Origin of the sequence: Niabella agricola (assembly GCF_021538615.1) — a bacterium.
GTDB classification, from domain to species: Bacteria; Bacteroidota; Bacteroidia; order Chitinophagales; family Chitinophagaceae; genus Niabella; species Niabella agricola.
Window position 1 is genome coordinate 4,316,740 of the sequence record NZ_JAJHIZ010000003.1, and the last position, 15,661, is coordinate 4,332,400.

13 protein-coding genes are annotated in these 15,661 nt (G+C 46.4%); 11 read left to right on the forward strand and 2 right to left on the reverse strand.

What is annotated here, in order from left to right:
* Positions 1–323: 323 nt before the first annotated feature.
* The 4 genes from LL912_RS23415 to LL912_RS23430 all read left to right on the forward strand — a co-directional run bounded on the left by LL912_RS23415 (position 324) and on the right by LL912_RS23430 (position 8,092).
* A complete protein-coding gene (locus tag LL912_RS23415) occupies positions 324–3,524 on the forward strand; it encodes a SusC/RagA family TonB-linked outer membrane protein (protein WP_235556051.1) in 3,201 nt (1,066 codons plus the stop codon).
* Positions 3,525–3,565: 41 nt separating this feature from the next.
* Positions 3,566–5,530, forward strand: a complete 1,965-nt coding sequence (locus LL912_RS23420) for a RagB/SusD family nutrient uptake outer membrane protein (protein ID WP_235556052.1) — start codon at positions 3,566–3,568, stop codon at positions 5,528–5,530.
* A 102-nt stretch (positions 5,531–5,632) separates the two neighbouring features.
* Positions 5,633–6,832 (forward strand): DUF5000 domain-containing lipoprotein, encoded by a 1,200-nt coding sequence (locus tag LL912_RS23425; RefSeq protein WP_235556053.1) that lies wholly within the window; start codon positions 5,633–5,635, stop codon positions 6,830–6,832.
* Between the two features lie 21 nt (positions 6,833–6,853).
* Complete coding sequence (locus LL912_RS23430) at positions 6,854–8,092, forward strand: DUF4998 domain-containing protein (RefSeq protein WP_235556054.1); 1,239 nt, start codon at positions 6,854–6,856, stop codon at positions 8,090–8,092.
* A 65-nt stretch (positions 8,093–8,157) separates the two neighbouring features.
* On the opposite strand, the gene LL912_RS23435 is transcribed toward LL912_RS23430, so the two are convergent.
* A complete protein-coding gene (locus LL912_RS23435) occupies positions 8,158–8,457 on the reverse strand; it encodes a hypothetical protein (protein ID WP_235556055.1) in 300 nt (99 codons plus the stop codon).
* A gap of 184 nt (positions 8,458–8,641) precedes the next feature.
* Positions 8,642–9,403, reverse strand: a complete 762-nt coding sequence (locus LL912_RS23440) for a helix-turn-helix transcriptional regulator (protein ID WP_235556056.1) — start codon at positions 9,401–9,403, stop codon at positions 8,642–8,644.
* 628 nt (positions 9,404–10,031) lie between these two features.
* Between LL912_RS23440 and LL912_RS23445 the strand changes: the two genes are divergently transcribed.
* The 7 genes from LL912_RS23445 (at position 10,032) to LL912_RS23475 (ending at position 15,640) form a co-directional block, all read left to right on the forward strand.
* On the forward strand, positions 10,032–10,631 hold the full coding sequence (locus LL912_RS23445) for a TetR/AcrR family transcriptional regulator (RefSeq protein ID WP_235556057.1): 600 nt from the start codon (positions 10,032–10,034) through the stop codon (positions 10,629–10,631).
* A gap of 53 nt (positions 10,632–10,684) precedes the next feature.
* On the forward strand, positions 10,685–11,173 hold the full coding sequence (locus tag LL912_RS23450) for an acyl-CoA thioesterase (RefSeq protein ID WP_235556058.1): 489 nt from the start codon (positions 10,685–10,687) through the stop codon (positions 11,171–11,173).
* A gap of 212 nt (positions 11,174–11,385) precedes the next feature.
* A complete protein-coding gene (locus LL912_RS23455) occupies positions 11,386–11,994 on the forward strand; it encodes a GNAT family N-acetyltransferase (protein WP_235556060.1) in 609 nt (202 codons plus the stop codon).
* Between the two features lie 9 nt (positions 11,995–12,003).
* A complete protein-coding gene (locus tag LL912_RS23460; RefSeq protein WP_235556061.1) occupies positions 12,004–12,444 on the forward strand; it encodes a hypothetical protein in 441 nt (146 codons plus the stop codon).
* Positions 12,445–12,447: 3 nt separating this feature from the next.
* Entirely contained in the window at positions 12,448–13,368 is a 921-nt protein-coding gene (locus LL912_RS23465) for a ketopantoate reductase family protein (RefSeq protein WP_235556062.1), read from the forward strand.
* 547 nt (positions 13,369–13,915) lie between these two features.
* The gene (locus tag LL912_RS23470) at positions 13,916–14,461 is read left to right on the forward strand and encodes an RNA polymerase sigma factor (protein ID WP_235556063.1); all 546 of its coding nucleotides are present in this window, start codon (positions 13,916–13,918) and stop codon (positions 14,459–14,461) included.
* A gap of 36 nt (positions 14,462–14,497) precedes the next feature.
* Complete coding sequence (locus tag LL912_RS23475) at positions 14,498–15,640, forward strand: FecR family protein (RefSeq protein ID WP_235556064.1); 1,143 nt, start codon at positions 14,498–14,500, stop codon at positions 15,638–15,640.
* Positions 15,641–15,661: the final 21 nt, after the last annotated feature.

Here is a 15,661-nt window from a genome sequence, read left to right on the forward strand (position 1 = left end):
TAAAGAGATATTCAATAAACTGGATGATTGCTTAATTAAACCAAATTAGCAAATAAACCGCTGGAAAGAGTACCGAGGTTGTTTCCGCCTCTTGAAGTATACATATGGTGTAATCAGTTGAGTGGCTTCCTTTGTGTATAGGGGAGCGGGGAAGTGTTTTTAAAAAGTAGGATATGTTTTTTCAGTTTTACTGGAAGCACTTGGCTTTTTACAATTCAAATAATTGTCAAAATTACAATTAATTGAATTGATGTACGATAAAAGCTTATCCCGACGGTTGATTGGATATGTTGTTAAATCATAAATAGTAATTGCCATAGATTATGAGAAATCAATTCCTTAAAACAGGACTGAAAGTGGTCCTCACACTGCTTGCAATCTTTCCGGCTGCAGTTTTATTTGCCCAAACAAAAGTTGTGGTAAAAGGAACGGTTGCCGATAGCCTGGGCATTGGGCTGGCCAATGCAACCATCCGGGCCATCGGAACAGGGCAGCAGGTAAATGCCGATAGCTCCGGCCATTTTCAATTATCGGTTCCGGGTAAAGAAATACTGGAATTTTCATCCGTGGGATTTAAGATCATCCAGCTGCATATGGCAGACTATCAGCCGGATGCCGGAGGTGTTGTGCAACTGAGGGCTGTTTTGACGCGCGAGAATGCGGCGATGGACGAAGTGGTGGTGGTGGGCTTTGGTACCCAGCGCAGGAAGAGTATGGTGAGCTCCGTTACTTCGGTAAACGTAGAAGAGCTGCGGGTGCCAACCGGCAATATTACCAATGCGTTGGCCGGTCGCGTGGCCGGTATGATCTCATTTCAAACGAGTGGGGAACCCGGCCTGGGTACGGATAACTCACAGTTTTTTATCAGGGGGCTTTCAACTTTTGGTACCGGCAAACAGGACCCGCTGATATTGATTGACGGTGTGGAATCAACCCCCACTGATATGGCCCGGATACAACCGGACGATATATCAGACTTTTCTGTATTAAAGGATGCGGCGGCTTCTGCGGTTTATGGGGCGCGGGGTGCAAATGGGGTGGTATTGATTAATACAAAGTCCGGCAAGTCAGGAGCCACAAAGTTTGATCTGCGTTCTGAAACGCGGCTTTCCACGAATACCCGGAACTTCAATTTTGCCGATAATATTACCTATATGAGGCTGGCTAATGAGGCTACGTTAACACGATCTCCCAATGCAAGGGAACCCTATTCGGTTAACAAAATTAATCACACCATCGATGGAGACGATCCCTACCTGTATCCCAATAACAACTGGATCGACATGCTCATAAAAAAACATACGATCAATCAAAGCTATAACCTGGGCCTTTCTGGCGGTACACCCAAAGCACGTTATTATGTGGCCGGCTGGTACCAGATCAATAACGGTAATCTGAAAGTAGATCCGGTAAATGATTTTAACAATAATATCAAGCTACAGAGCTATTCGCTGCGTTCGAATATCAATCTGAATCTGACTGCCACAACCGAATTGATCGTGCGGTTGTACGGGCAGTTTGATGACTATAAAGGTCCAATTGGCGGTGGTGCCGCAACCTATAAAAATGCTATATGGAGTAACCCGGTTATGTTCCCCGCGGTTTATCCGGCAAGTATGCTGCCGTATATCGAACATCCGTTATTCGGCTCTTCCAGAACCTATTCATCGGATGGCAATCTTACCAATACGCTATATGTAAATCCTTACGCGGAAATGGTAAAGGGCTACTCGGTTGCCAAAACATCGAACCTGATGCCTCAGTTGGAATTAAAACAGAATCTGAAATTCATCACCCCGGGGCTGGCTTTCAGGGGGATGGCCTATGTACGGCGCACTTCTGATTTTTTTGTGAACCGGAGCTATAATCCCTTCTACTATGAGCCCATAGTGAACCCTCAGGATCAGACTTACCGGTTAAAAGTTTTGAATGATGGAACTACAGGATCCGTTGGTACGGTGGGCTCAGAAACCCTCGGGTATGCAGAAGCCGGAAAGAATGTCAATTCAATGATCTGGGCACAGGGCGCTTTTGATTACAGTCAGCGCTTTGCGAAACACGATGTGGGCGGGATGCTTATCAGCTATGTGTCTAGCTACGAAACCGGCAATGGGGGCGATGTTACGGCTTCATTACCCCAAAGGAATACCGGTATCTCCGGCAGGTTCACCTATGGTTATGACGACCGGTATATGGCAGAGTTTAATTTTGGTTACAACGCTTCCGAACGGTTTGCGGCGAACAGCCGGTGGGGATTTTTCCCATCCGCAGGAGTGGCTTATCGCGTCTCCAGCGAAAAGTTTTTTAAGCCATTGCTGGAAACTGTTAATGCGCTCAAGTTCCGGTTTACTTATGGGTTGGTAGGTAATGATCAGATCGGAAATAAAAATGATCGTTTTTTCTATCTTTCGAATCTCAATTTAAACGACCCCGTCTTTGGTGCCAGCTTCGGGCGGAATGAAGGAGGAGGTGTTTATTCCAGGCCTGGTGTGGCCGTCTATCGTTATGCCAATAACAAAATAAGCTGGGAACGGTCCAAGCAAATAAACCTGGGAATGGATCTGAGTATGTTCCACGCACTGGAGCTTACGGTAGATGTATTCAAACAGTATCGTACCAATATCCTGATGCCCCGTACCTATGTAGAAAATGCAGCAGGTTTTATGGCAACACCGATATCCAACTATGGGAAAGCGGAAAGCCAGGGTATGGATATTTCGCTTTCGTTCAATAAGAATCTTACCAGTGATTTTAACATCAATACAAGAGGCACATTCACTTATGCGACCGGAAAAAGAACGGTTGTGGATGAACTGCAATATGATCAAACGATGGCTTATAAGTCCCTGGTTGGGCAGTCGCTTTCGCAGCGGTGGGGACTTATTGCAGAGCGCCTGTTCGTGGATAACAACGAAGTGGCCAATGCACCGCTGCAATACGGCGATGCCGGGTTGCTTGCGGGAGATATCAAGTACCGGGATGTAAACGGCGACGGGGTGATCAATGATGATGATATGGTGCCCATCGGTAACCCCACCGTTCCTGAAATTATCTATGGCTTTGGGTCTTCTCTCCGGTATAAGAATATCGATTTTAGTTTTTATTTCCAGGGAGCTGCCCGGTCGTCGTTCTTTATCGATCCCCAGAATATACAACCCTTCTTCCGGAACGGAGGTTTTGAAAATGGGTTGCTGAGCGCCATTTCAGAAAGCCATTGGTCGGAAGATAACCCGGATCTGTATGCCTTCTGGCCGAGGTTAAGCACCTGGAATGTAGAATCGAACAACAAGAGCTCCACCTGGTGGATGCGCAAAGGAAACTTCCTGAGGTTAAAAAGCATCGATGCCGGTTATACATTCAATAAACTGAAACGGGTCAAACTGAACAGCGCCCGTATTTATTTTGCGGCAACCAACCTGGCACTCTGGAGCAATTTCAAAATGTGGGACGTGGAAATGGGAGGCAACGGCCTGGGGTATCCCATTCAGTCGGTATACAGTTTAGGTGTGCAGGTAACCTTTTAATCCTGGCGAAATGAACAATAATTATTACAAAAATGCCAATTATGAAAATAATGCAATCACATAGAAAAGCCCGTATCGCAGTCGCCGGTATGTTTTTAATACTGGTGTTGGTATTGGGAAACTCCTGCAAGAAATTCCTGGATATTGTTCCGGACAATGTAGCAACCGTAGAAAGCGCTTTCAAGTTACGAAAGGAGGCAGAGAAGTACTTGTTTACCTGTTATGCCTACCTGCCAAAAAATGGAGACGGATGGTTTAATGCTGCACTGACAACAGCGGACGAGATCTGGTACCCGCAAAACGATCAGTCTACCTGGCATGCCGCCTTCCGCATTGCACAAGGGCAGCAGAATAAAAGTACGCCTTATTTTGATGAATGGGCCGGCGAGCGCAAAGGTGGTTCGGGCGACACAAGGGCTGTTCCGTTGAAAATCTGGCGGGGGATTAACCAGTGCAATATTTTTTTGGAGAATGTCAGGGATCTCAGCAAGGTAAGGGATATCGATCCCTTCGAGCGGGAACGGTGGATCGGAGAAGCGGAATTCCTGAAAGCCTACTATCATTATTATATGCTGCGGATGTACGGGCCCATACCTATCATGGATAAAAGCATTGATGTGGATGCAGAGAATATCTTCACGAAAAGACAACCGGTGGACGCCTGTGTGGATTATATCGCCGCGTTGCTCGATAGTGCTTACCAGAAACTTCCCATGAAGATCACCGATGAAAACAACGAGCTGGGCAGGATTACTCAAACCATTGCATTGGCGGTAAAAGCCAAGCTCTTGGTAATGGCGGCCAGTCCTCTGTTTAATGGCAACCCGGATTTTGCTTCGTTTACCGATAGAGAGGGCACCCATTTGTTTAATGCAACCTACGACCCCCAGAAATGGGTGCGGGCGCGGGAGGCATGCAAAGCGGCTATTGAACTAGCAGAAACCAACGGTCATGCTTTGTATACCTATAAAAATGATGTGTACAGCCTGAGCGATACGATGAAAATACAGATGAATATTCGCAACGCGGTTACCACCTGGTGGAATCCTGAAATTATCTGGGGTAATTCCAACAGCTATTTTAATAATGAATTTATGTGCGTGCCTCCGCTGGAAAGAGGAACAAATTTCGACCGTTTTAGCTTAAGAGGGCTTTGGGCGCCACCCATGAAAATTGTAAAGCTGTTCTATACCAGCAACGGGGTGCCTATTGAGGAAGACAAGGTATTCAATTTTACCAACTACACCGAATTAAGAACTGCCACCGCCGCCGATAAATATTATATTGAACCGAATTTTGTAACCGCCCGGTTGCACTTTGACAGGGAGCCCCGCTTTTATGCGGATATCGGTTTTGATGGCGGTATCTTTTATATGCAGGACAGCCCCAGCGGCAGTGATGAGAATACCTACTACTTAAAGGCGAAGAATGTGGAAAATGCCGGCTATGGACATTTTCAGAATTATAGTGAAACCGGCTATTTTTTAAAAAAGCTCGCAAACTGGAAAAGTACGACCCGGGGCCAAACCAATCCTACCTGGCTGGGATATCCGTGGCCTATGATACGCCTGGCCGACCTGTACCTGCTTTATGCAGAGGCATTGAACGAAACCGAGGGTGGGTCGCCAACGGCGATTCAATACCTGGATAAAGTAAGACAACGGGCGGGTTTAAAAGGCGTGGTAGAGTCCTGGACCAAGTATTCCAGTAATCCGTCGAAGTATACAACAAAAGATGGACTAAGACAGATCATCCAAAGAGAGCGGTCTATTGAAATGCTTTTTGAAGGCGAACGCCTGTGGGATCTGAAGCGTTGGAAGTTGGCAGCGGAAGTGCTCAATCAGGCAATTACGGGATGGAATATATTTGGCAAAACAACGGCCTCATTTTACCAGGAGCGTTTTGTGTTTGATCAACGGTTTATCACGCCCCGTGATTATTTCTGGCCTATTGGAAATTACGATACCCGCCGGAACCCTCAGTTGGTGGAAAACCCCGGGTGGTAACAATGCCGGTCTTTAAACAGTAGCGGATCAAACGTTCCGGCATCGGTGATTGGTGAATGTGACAAACACTTTTCCGGATCAAAAAAAACAAAAAACAAACGGATGAAAACAGTATTCAACATATTTTTCTGGAGTGCAGCGGTGGTAAGCCTGTTCTCCTGTAAACAAGACCTGGGTTGGCGGCAACCCGTTGGTGAAAGCACCGCCGTGCCACAGCCTTTGTCAGATGTACGGGTAAAGAATCTCAACGGGAAAGCGGAAATATCTTATACGCTTCCAAAGGATCCCAACGTGCTGTATGTGGCAGCGAAATATACAATGACGAACGGACAGCAGGCGGAAGTAAAGTCAGCCTACTATTCAAATACGCTTACTGTTGCAGGATTTGCAGATACCAAAGACTATCCGGTAGCGCTTTATACCGTTAGCAGGGCGGGCATAAAGTCCGATCCGGTATCCGTAACGGTAACGCCGTTAGAAGCTCCCATATGGCAGGTGTTGCGGAGTGTTAAAATGGTGAATGCTTTTGGCGGATACAATCTTACAGCAGTAAATGCAACAAGATCGGATGTTTCCATCCTGGTTTTGAAAAAAAATGAGTTCAATGAATGGGCTATTGATAACAATAAAAGTATTTACACGAATATCGATTCCGTTTTATCCAAGGTACGGGCGCTGGATACTACCGAGCATATGTTTCCTATTGTTGTAAGGGACCGCTGGGGGAATACTACGGACACCGTCTTCAATAAAGTAAAACCGATGTTTGAAGCGGAGTTTTCCAAAAATTTATTCCGCGCCTTCGTATTGCCGGGCGATGCACCGCAGGTAACCAATGGCGCCCGGTTGGAGTATGCCTGGGATAACCGGCTGGGATGGCCATACACCAGCTTTACGCTTCAGACAACCGGGGGAACAGGACCCCATACCATCAGCTTTGATATGGGCGTTACCGCCAAGTTAAGCCGCATCTGGATCAGGCCTTATCCGGAAGGCGCGCGGTATTATTTCCTTTCCACAATGAAGCGGTTTGAGATCTGGGGCTCCGCCAATCCCAGCCTTACCGGTGCCTTTGATAATACCTGGACCTTACTGGGTTCTTATGAAGTGGAGAAACCTTCCGGTTTGGCTTATGGAACCGACAATTCGCTGGATCAGGAAACGGCGGCGGCCGGGTTTAACTGGGATATTGATCTCAATGCGCCTAAAGTGCGCTATATAAGAATCCGGTGTCTTGAGAATTTTGCGGGAGGTACAGCTCAAAGCATTAATGAACTGAGCGTATTTGGTGACAATCGATAATTCATCTGAAAAAATACAAAAATGAGAACTGTTCAATCAATACTACTCCTGTTACTTGCAACCAGCCTGGTTTGCTCCTGTACAAAATGGGATGATTTTAAAAAGTACATCAAGGATGGAGAACTTCTTTATACGGGTAAGATGGATTCGGTAAAAATTTATTCAGGCAAGAACCGGGTAAGGCTTTACGGCCTGCTGAAATCGGACCCGAAGCTCAGTAAGATAGCCATATCCTGGAATAATGGTGCTGATTCCGTGGTATACGATTATGCCAAACAGTACGCCGGTATTGATACATTTGTACGAACCTTCCCTGTAAATGAAGGGGTTAAAAGCTTCAGAATATTAACCTACGACGCGGAAGGAAATAAATCCGTAGACGTTTTTGGCATCGGCACTTCCTATGGGGAAAGCTTTCGCAAACGGATATCAGACCGCCCTGTTACTTCCCTGACTTATAGCGATGGTGGAACAACCATTAACTGGGATGTAATCGATCTGAGCACTGGTCCGCAGTATGCGGAGGTTCAGTATGAAGACAACGGAGCCATTAAAACCGTGAAGGCTCCTATTACCGATGCCACCACATTGTTGCCGGGAGTAAAACTGGTGCCGCCGCTTTATTACCGGACCGTTTTCCGGCCGGATACAACCTGTATTGATACGTTTGCAACAGCGATGCAGCCTCATAATGTTATAGCAGATGTAACGCGTTTGTATTTGTCGAACACGGGTCCCGGGTTTGCGCGCAATACATTCGACGGCAGATGGGGTACACTCGCTGCGCCCTGGATTACCAACGCCGCTGCAAAAAATAAGGGCGGTGTCAATGGTGGTTATACTTCCGATTCGCGCTGGGGCTACTCCGGGCTGATTTGTTGGGAAACCTGGGGGAATACACCGGTTGTTGAAGGAAAGATCTATCAGCCTACTTCGGCACCGCTGCCGGCCGGAACCTATATCCTTAGTTTTCAATATTACTCTGAGGTACAATCCAATTCTACCGTGCATTGCATTGTTGCAGCAGGGGGTAGCGGTATTCCATCATTACCGGATCTTTCAACAGCATTGGGGTCTGTAGCCCTGTACAATGGGGTGCCCGTAGGGGCCACCGCACCCAGTATCGATGAAACAAGAAGTGTTCAGTTTACACTAACCACGCCGCAAGTGGTATCAGTTGGATTTTTGGGCAATATTGTTGGCAACGGAAACCCCGGAAGTTATCTGGTAATCAGGAACCTTTCATTGGTAAAAATGTAGCATCTGCAAAGTAATGCATAAGGCCGTGTTGATGAATTTCTATTCCCGGTATCCTGCAGTGCTGATTATAACAAAGACGAAGAACCGCCGGTTGCGCCGGGGACAGGCTTCCAGGGACAAGATAACAACAGGTCCGGCAATAAAAGTGGCGATATTATTTTAGAATAAAAAATTGGCGGATCCCAATGAGAGGTGCCCGCGATCTTTTTTTCAAAATTATCGTAAATGCCATTATAAGGAATGGCCACGCCCAGCGATGGGGTGTCCGTTGGTTGCCCAAACGAGGTTGAATAGCCAGACCCGTTTAATTGCGCGTAGCTTCCGCATGCAACAAATAAGAGAACGATCAGTAACAGCTTTTTCATACGATAAAACTACATGCATTTCAACCTGCAAAAAAGCGAAAACGCGCTGGCGGTACGAAATCTTGTGAATACAGCGATTATAGCCGGAATCTGGCAAGAAGAAAATGTAGATATCCCCCACACCTGTGATCCGGAACAATGTCATATACCATCAGGGTTTAAGTGAGACATTCAAGAGCTGCGGCTAGATCAATGCCTGATCAATGGCTGCTGCAGTAGCTTCGGTAATGTTCTTTACGCCAAGTTTGGCAAATAAGTTCTTTTTATGAAACTTGATGGTATCAATGCTTACAAAGATTTTAGATGCAATCTGCTCCATCGTAAATCCCTGAACAGAATAAACAAGAATCTCCCGTTCCCGTTTACTTAATTGAATGATGGGCATTGCTTCCCATTCATTGGTTTCAAGATTGAACTCAAAGGCCTGTTTTAATTCTTTACTTTTAAACCGGATATGGCCGGACTCTGTGTGAGAAGAAAGAGATACCAGGCAAAGCGCAACCCATGGGTTGGAATGCCGGTCTAAAAGCAGCGGCTTTAATTTATGGTTAATCAGCAGCAGGTTTCCGGTAGGCTGTTTTAAATGAAAGTCGTATGCAATGGAGAACTTAAGACGATCTTCTTTCGAAAGATTCCTGAAAAAGGCAAAACCCGCTTCATTGATTCTTAAAAGCAATTCCAGGTCTTCCTGCGGTACATGTTTCAGATAATAAAGAAACCCATCTTCCAGCACCTGCCGGGGAGTGTTCCCGCAAAGAAAAATCGGGTTATCAGAAACATAGATAAACCCCTTTTTGTAGTAATCTACCAGGTAAACGCTTTGATAGGTTACCTGGCTGATCGATTTTGCAAAGTCGATCAGGGGAAGTACTTTTTCATAATCCTCATCCGCGAGATGATCGTCAAAATGGATTGGCCTGAAAAAGTCTTGCACATTTATACTCATGGGCATAGTCTTTAGCCTGGCAAAAACGGGGCATGCCGGCTCTTTGTGGTTAGGTTTTTTTATCATGTAAGATAGTCAAAAATGCCGAAAAGGAAAGCTGCAAAGCCGCAGCTCGTTTTTTTTAAAAAAGGGGCCTTAATAAAATCCTACACATTTGAGTAGGTTTAAAGAGGCGGCTATTGATCGACACACCGGAAGCGGCAGTTTTGGACGAATCGCCACCACTTCTGTGTAGTTTTTTGAAAAATAAATCAGGTTTTAAACCGGGAAACAAGATTTCATATTAGTTTTATCATTCCTGATGAAAAATAATTGCCGGATCTGCTTTGAGGCCCCTTATTTCATTTTGTTCGGTCTTCATGATATGAAGTGGGCGATCTGTTACTAGGCGATACTCATTCCTGGTTTGTTTGAATGCCGTTGCACCTATGAAAACACCTTTTTTCCGGGAGGCAGGTCCTGCTGCCGGTTCCTCTGTTCGTTTGGGGCCTTATTCAAACCGGAGGTTAGCACAAGCGCAGTTACAAAGCGGGTGTTGCACTGCTATTGAAAACCCGGCGGGAATGAAAATATAAAGCAATAAAAATATACCAATTGGTATATTTTGTATATTTGATGCATTCTGTATATGGAGATGTTATCAAAATCAGCAAGAACCCGGCAGTTAATTATTGAAAAAACGGCTTCCGTTTTCAATACAAGAGGCTATGCGGGCACCTCTATGGCGGACCTTACGGCGGCAACCGGGCTCACGAAGGGAAGTATTTACGGGAATTTTGAAAACAAGGATGCGGTTGCTTTGGCCGTTTTTGATTATAACTACAACCGGGTTTCAGCGTATTTAAAAGAGAAAATTCAGGCTGCCGATCATGCAATCGAACGTTTGCTGGTTTATCCGGATGTATACCGTAATTATTTAAAAGTGCCGTTTTTGCGATCGGGGTGCCCGATCCTGAACACTGCGGCAGAAGCGGATGATACGCATCCCTTGTTGCGAAAGAGGGCTTCGGAAGCGCTGGAGTTCTGGAAGAAATCAATAGAAAACCAGGTAAAACGCGGCATCGCCCGTGGTGAAATAAAGCCTGATACTAATCCTGCCGAGGTAGCCGTGATCCTGATATCGTTGATCGAGGGCGCCTTTATGCAGGCCAAGGTCACCGGGCGCACTGCCGAGCTGAAGATGGCTATGAACTACCTGGAGGCCATGATCAGGAGTTTGAAAATATAATTTTTTGACCTTAAATATACTGATCGGTATATTTTTAAATTTGTTTAATAACAATGTTAAAGAAGGTGTTGGAAAGCAGGATGAAGATCCGCTTCCATGATTGTGACCCGTTCAGTCATCTGAATAATTCAAGGTATATGGATTATATTATGACCGCCCGGGGCGACCAGGTTCAGGAAGATTACGGCCTGGATATTTATAAAATGGCTAAGGAAGAAGGCCTGGGCTGGGTATCGGCTCAAACGCAGATCGCTTATATGGTTCCGGCCTATCTTATGGAAGAAGTGGTTATCCAAACGCAGCTGACGGCTTTTTCCGGACGTAGTTTGAGTGTGGAGGCATTGATGTGGAATGAGGATAAAACCGTATTGAAAGCCCTTGTGTGGATCCGGCTGGTGCATTACCAGCTGCAAATGCAAAAGAGCCATACGCATTCGGAGGCATTGATGCGGCTATTTAAGCAGGTTGTAAGCCCGCTTAAGCCGGAGATGGATTTTGAAACACGCGTGAAGGATCTGAAAGCAAAAGTTTCTGTTTTGTAGGCGAGGAATGGGATGATGATGCATTTGTAAATGGCTTTGAATAGAAGTGTTTTTATTGGAGATTTGGTAAAAACCGGCTTTTTTCAAAATGAAGCCGCGTTGCCGGGCTGATGGCCGGCGAGGCGCTTTCGGAAACCTGATGGGCCTGGCGCCGGATCTCCAGCGGATTAATGCCGAAGGTGTAATTTATGACCGGGTTAAAAACTTTTTTTATGAATTTTAGATTTTCAGAAACCATCTTCCTGGAAAACGAAGCAGTAATCCTGCAGCCGCTTGTTGCAGCCGATGCGGGCCATTTACTGGATATCGCTACGGAGGATCCTGCGTTGCTTCAGTTTTCACCCAGGCAGGTTTACACCAGCGAACTGTTAACGGCCTATATAGAGCAGGCTCTTACTCTTAGAAACAATCAGGCCCGGTATTCCTTTAGCATCTATAGTAAGTTGGCACAATGTTACGCCGGCAGCACTTCATTCCTGAATATTTCAAATGAAGACGACCGGCTGGAGATCGGTGCCACCTGGATTGGGAACCGGTTCCATGGAACCGGTTTAAACCGCCATTGCAAGTACCTGCTGCTGCAATATGCGTTCGATACAGTACAGGCGCACCGGGTAGAATTTAAAACGGATGAGCGGAACCTCCGGTCGCGGAAGGCGATAGAAAAGATCGGCGGAATATTTGAAGGATTACTTCGTGAGCATACCGTGATGTATGACGGGCACCGGAGGAATACCTGTTGTTACAGCATTTTAAAGGACGAATGGGTGAAACTGAAAGCGTCCTTTTTGCCAGACACTCCGGAAAAAACGCTTTTGTAAAACATAATTATGAACCAGCAAAATGAACTGCCGGCACATATGGTCAGGGCGATCCGGTACCGGTTTATAAAAGTAAACAAGGGGTCAGGTGCCGGTTTTGGGAGCTTCGGCATCAGCGCGCATACACGTACGCCTGCAGAAATTATCCATCATATGTTTGACCTTGCGGTTAAAACAACCAGCCTGGTCCGGGGAGGATATTTACATGCAGCTCCGTCTGAATTGCTGGATTTTAACGGGGAGCGCGACCGGCTGTTGGCAGCGCTGGAAATTTTACAGCGTGCTACGCATACTGCCATATTGGATGAAACAACATGGAAAAAGATCATTCAGGGACCACTTCTGGATATCACCACGCATATCGGGCAGATTGCCTTACTGAATGGTCTTCATGGAAATAAGATACAGGCAGCGGATTATTATAACGCAGATCTTACACAGGAAAATTGAGCAATGACGGATCGCATTTATATTATTGGTGCCGGTGCTATCGGAAAGGCATTGGCGGTGTTCCTGAAACTTGAAGGCAGGAACGTAACCCTGTTGCGTGGAAGCGTTGACGGAACGATGGATTACCGGGAATTAATTGAAGTAATCCTGCCTGATGGAACTGCCGCTCAAACAATGGTAGATGTGACTACTCCGGAGCGTGTGACGTCTTTTGATGGCCTGGTTGTTCTGGCGAATAAATCCTTCGGAAATGAACGCCTCGCTGCGTTGCTGGAGCCAAAGATCCGGGATGTGCCGGTTGTGCTGATGCAAAACGGCCTGGGTATCGAGCAGCCTTTTATCAACAGGCATTTCCCGCTGATCTTCCGATGCGTGCTCTTCGCTACAAGCCAGTCTATATCGCGGGAGCGGTTGCAGTTCCGGGCCGTTACTGCTTCCCCGGTGGGGGTGGTCAGGGGCGTTGTAGCAAACCTTTCCTGTATCATACAGCAACTAAACAACCGGTATTTTGAATTCCGTCCCGAGCAGGACATCCGGCCCCTGGTCTGGAAAAAAACGATTATTAACAGCGTTTTTAATACAGTTTGTCCGCTTCTGGAAACTGATAATGGGATCTTTTATCGAAATAAAAAAGTGGTAGAGATGGCGCGGGAAGTGGTGGACGAATGCATTAAGGTGGCTGCGTTTGACGGGATACGGCTGGATGCGGAAGACGTAATGGACGGCCTTTTGCAGATCAGCAGGTGTTCTGAAGGGATGCTGATATCCACCTACCAGGATCTCAGGAGACAACAGCCTACGGAGATCGATGCTTTGAACCTGGCAATCGTACGCGCTGCAGACCGGTTGCCGGGAAGCGGCCGGGTACCTGCAACGCGGTTGCTGGGAACACTCATACAGCTTAAATCGGAATTGCAGCGCTGAACGCCGGGAAAAATGTCTTTCCCCTGATAACTACCGGGTAAAAATCTTGTTCAGTTCCGGAGTCCTGTTTGCTCTAATCGTTTTGTTCAAAAAATACCCATTTTAGGGTATTTTTTGAACGGGTGGAGTACAATTAACTTTGCTCCATCAAAAAGCGGATTCCTGGTAAATCCTACCCGGAAAATCCGGACCATTTTCCGGTAGTTTTTTATAACGGCCATCCGACATCCTCAGTATAATATACATTGTAAATAAAATACCAAAACCCCGGTATCCCCAGGGATACCGTCGGCTTCATACCTTAAGGTTCAGAATATTCCTTCTTACACTGCAGCGCCGGCGGCAAGCCTCCCGTGTAGTGTGAAAACGATTGCATTGACCGGGCTGGGGGTTATGATAAAATCTTATGTTATATTTGACGGGAACAGAATCTAAAACGGAATCCGGCCATCCTGAAAACAGCACAACTGTAATGGAATGAAGGGACGCGTGTAAAAAAGGGATCTTCAACAGGTCCGGTTCGTTCGATTTAAACCAATATGCTTTTATGTCGCAGCAGCAGGACATTTTGTTGATCTCCCGTTTAAAAGATAACGACAGTGCTGCGTTCGATGAACTATATCTGAAATATTTTAAGGTGCTTTGTGCAAATGCCTTTTTGTTTTTAAAAAACGAAAGCGAGGCCAAGGACCTGGTGCAGACCTTATTCCTGGACATCTGGGAGAAAAAATTATATGAGCATTTTCATAAAGATGTAAAGGGCTACCTTTTTCTTGCAGTAAAAAACCGTTGCCTGAACTCTATAAAAAGCAGAAAGGTAAAAGATGCCCGGGTGGAATTATTTAACCGGTTTCAGGATGTGCAGCTCCAAAAGCCGGAAGAGCCCGATGATGGAGCCGACCACCAGGACCGGCTGGAAGCGCTGTTGTCTGATATGAAAGGACAGAAAAAGGCTGCGCTTACTATGGTGTATTTTAAGGAGAAGAAATACAGCGAAGCTGCGGAGGCGATGGGAATCGGTGTAAATTCTCTGAAAACACATTTAAAAAGTGCGTTGAAAACATTAAGATTAGGAATGAACGGAAAAAAATAATTAACCCGGTTTGGGTTTTTATTGTATTTATTAAGGATGACCAATGATTACGATAAAATAATTACGCTCTACCTGGAGCATCTGACGGGAACAATCAGCCCGGAAGATGCGCTGCTGCTGCGTCAGCAACTGCATTCGGAGGAGGCGGTAAAAAAGATCTGGGAACGGTTGGAGCAGGAGGGGCAAACTCCGGAAATGCAGCGGTTCCTGAGGGATCTGGATCCGCAGGCGGAGCTCCGGAGTTTAAAAGCACGGATGCGTCCCGTTTCAACGGCAGCGATTGGCCATGGCCGCCGGGTGCGCAGGATCCTCTCAGTGGCCGCTACGCTGCTGCTGGCGGTTGTAGCTGCCTATTTCCTGTTTAAAGAAAAAAGGATCACGAACACGGGCACCATTGCTTCCCTGATCCGGGAAAACCGGAATGCGGCCAACCTCCGGCTGGCATCAGGAGAATCGATCGATTTGAACCGGACACAGCAGGAATTAAAGCTGGGGCAAACGGTACTAAATCTGGATTCCAACAGCCTGGACTTCCGCTCTGCAGATACAGCGGCAAACCTGTTATCCATACCCAGGGGGGGCAATTATAAACTTCATTTATCCGACGGAACCGTGGTGACGCTCAATGCTGATTCGAAACTCCGGTTCCCCTTCCGTTTTTGGGGGCAAACCCGGGAAGTGTACCTGGAAGGCGAAGCCTATTTTAAAGTGGCCAAAGACCGTAAACATCCCTTTATGGTGCATACACCGCTTACAAACATAGAAGTAATAGGTACGGAATTCAATGTAAATACCTATAAGACCGGAACTGTTTCTACAGCATTGATCGAAGGAAAAGTCCTTACCGGAACGCCCGGCGGAGTCGCACAGCCTTTGCAGCCCGGCCATGCCGCGGTTTATAACACATCCCAGGGGTTTAGGATTGAAGAAGTCGATGTTAATGATGTGACGGCCTGGGTGACAGGCGTGTATTATTTTCACGACCTTCCTTTTCATGAGCTTGTTACCATGATATCGAGGTCTTATGGGGTAACCATATCTATGGATAATGCTGCGCTCTCCGGAAAATCAGTTTCCGGTATGATGGATAAGAACAATCTTCCGGAGTTACTGGAGGATCTGAAAACCACGCTGGGGATCAAATATTACTACTCCGGGCAAACGCTGCATATTTATTAGCTCCCCGGCTTCGGACATTCA

Excerpts from the sequence above, each read along its gene's own strand:
- LL912_RS23415 (WP_235556051.1), top strand. The coding sequence starts at position 324 with ATGAGAAATCAATTCCTTAAAACAGGACTGAAAGTGGTCCTCACACTG.
- LL912_RS23420 (WP_235556052.1), top strand. The coding sequence starts at position 3,566 with ATGAAAATAATGCAATCACATAGAAAAGCCCGTATCGCAGTCGCCGGT.
- LL912_RS23425 (WP_235556053.1), top strand. The coding sequence starts at position 5,633 with ATGAAAACAGTATTCAACATATTTTTCTGGAGTGCAGCGGTGGTAAGC.
- LL912_RS23430 (WP_235556054.1), top strand. The coding sequence starts at position 6,854 with ATGAGAACTGTTCAATCAATACTACTCCTGTTACTTGCAACCAGCCTG.
- LL912_RS23435 (WP_235556055.1), bottom strand. The coding sequence starts at position 8,457 with ATGAAAAAGCTGTTACTGATCGTTCTCTTATTTGTTGCATGCGGAAGC.
- LL912_RS23440 (WP_235556056.1), bottom strand. The coding sequence starts at position 9,403 with ATGAGTATAAATGTGCAAGACTTTTTCAGGCCAATCCATTTTGACGAT.
- LL912_RS23445 (WP_235556057.1), top strand. The coding sequence starts at position 10,032 with ATGGAGATGTTATCAAAATCAGCAAGAACCCGGCAGTTAATTATTGAA.
- LL912_RS23450 (WP_235556058.1), top strand. The coding sequence starts at position 10,685 with ATGTTAAAGAAGGTGTTGGAAAGCAGGATGAAGATCCGCTTCCATGAT.
- LL912_RS23455 (WP_235556060.1), top strand. The coding sequence starts at position 11,386 with ATGAATTTTAGATTTTCAGAAACCATCTTCCTGGAAAACGAAGCAGTA.
- LL912_RS23460 (WP_235556061.1), top strand. The coding sequence starts at position 12,004 with ATGAACCAGCAAAATGAACTGCCGGCACATATGGTCAGGGCGATCCGG.
- LL912_RS23465 (WP_235556062.1), top strand. The coding sequence starts at position 12,448 with ATGACGGATCGCATTTATATTATTGGTGCCGGTGCTATCGGAAAGGCA.
- LL912_RS23470 (WP_235556063.1), top strand. The coding sequence starts at position 13,916 with ATGTCGCAGCAGCAGGACATTTTGTTGATCTCCCGTTTAAAAGATAAC.
- LL912_RS23475 (WP_235556064.1), top strand. The coding sequence starts at position 14,498 with ATGACCAATGATTACGATAAAATAATTACGCTCTACCTGGAGCATCTG.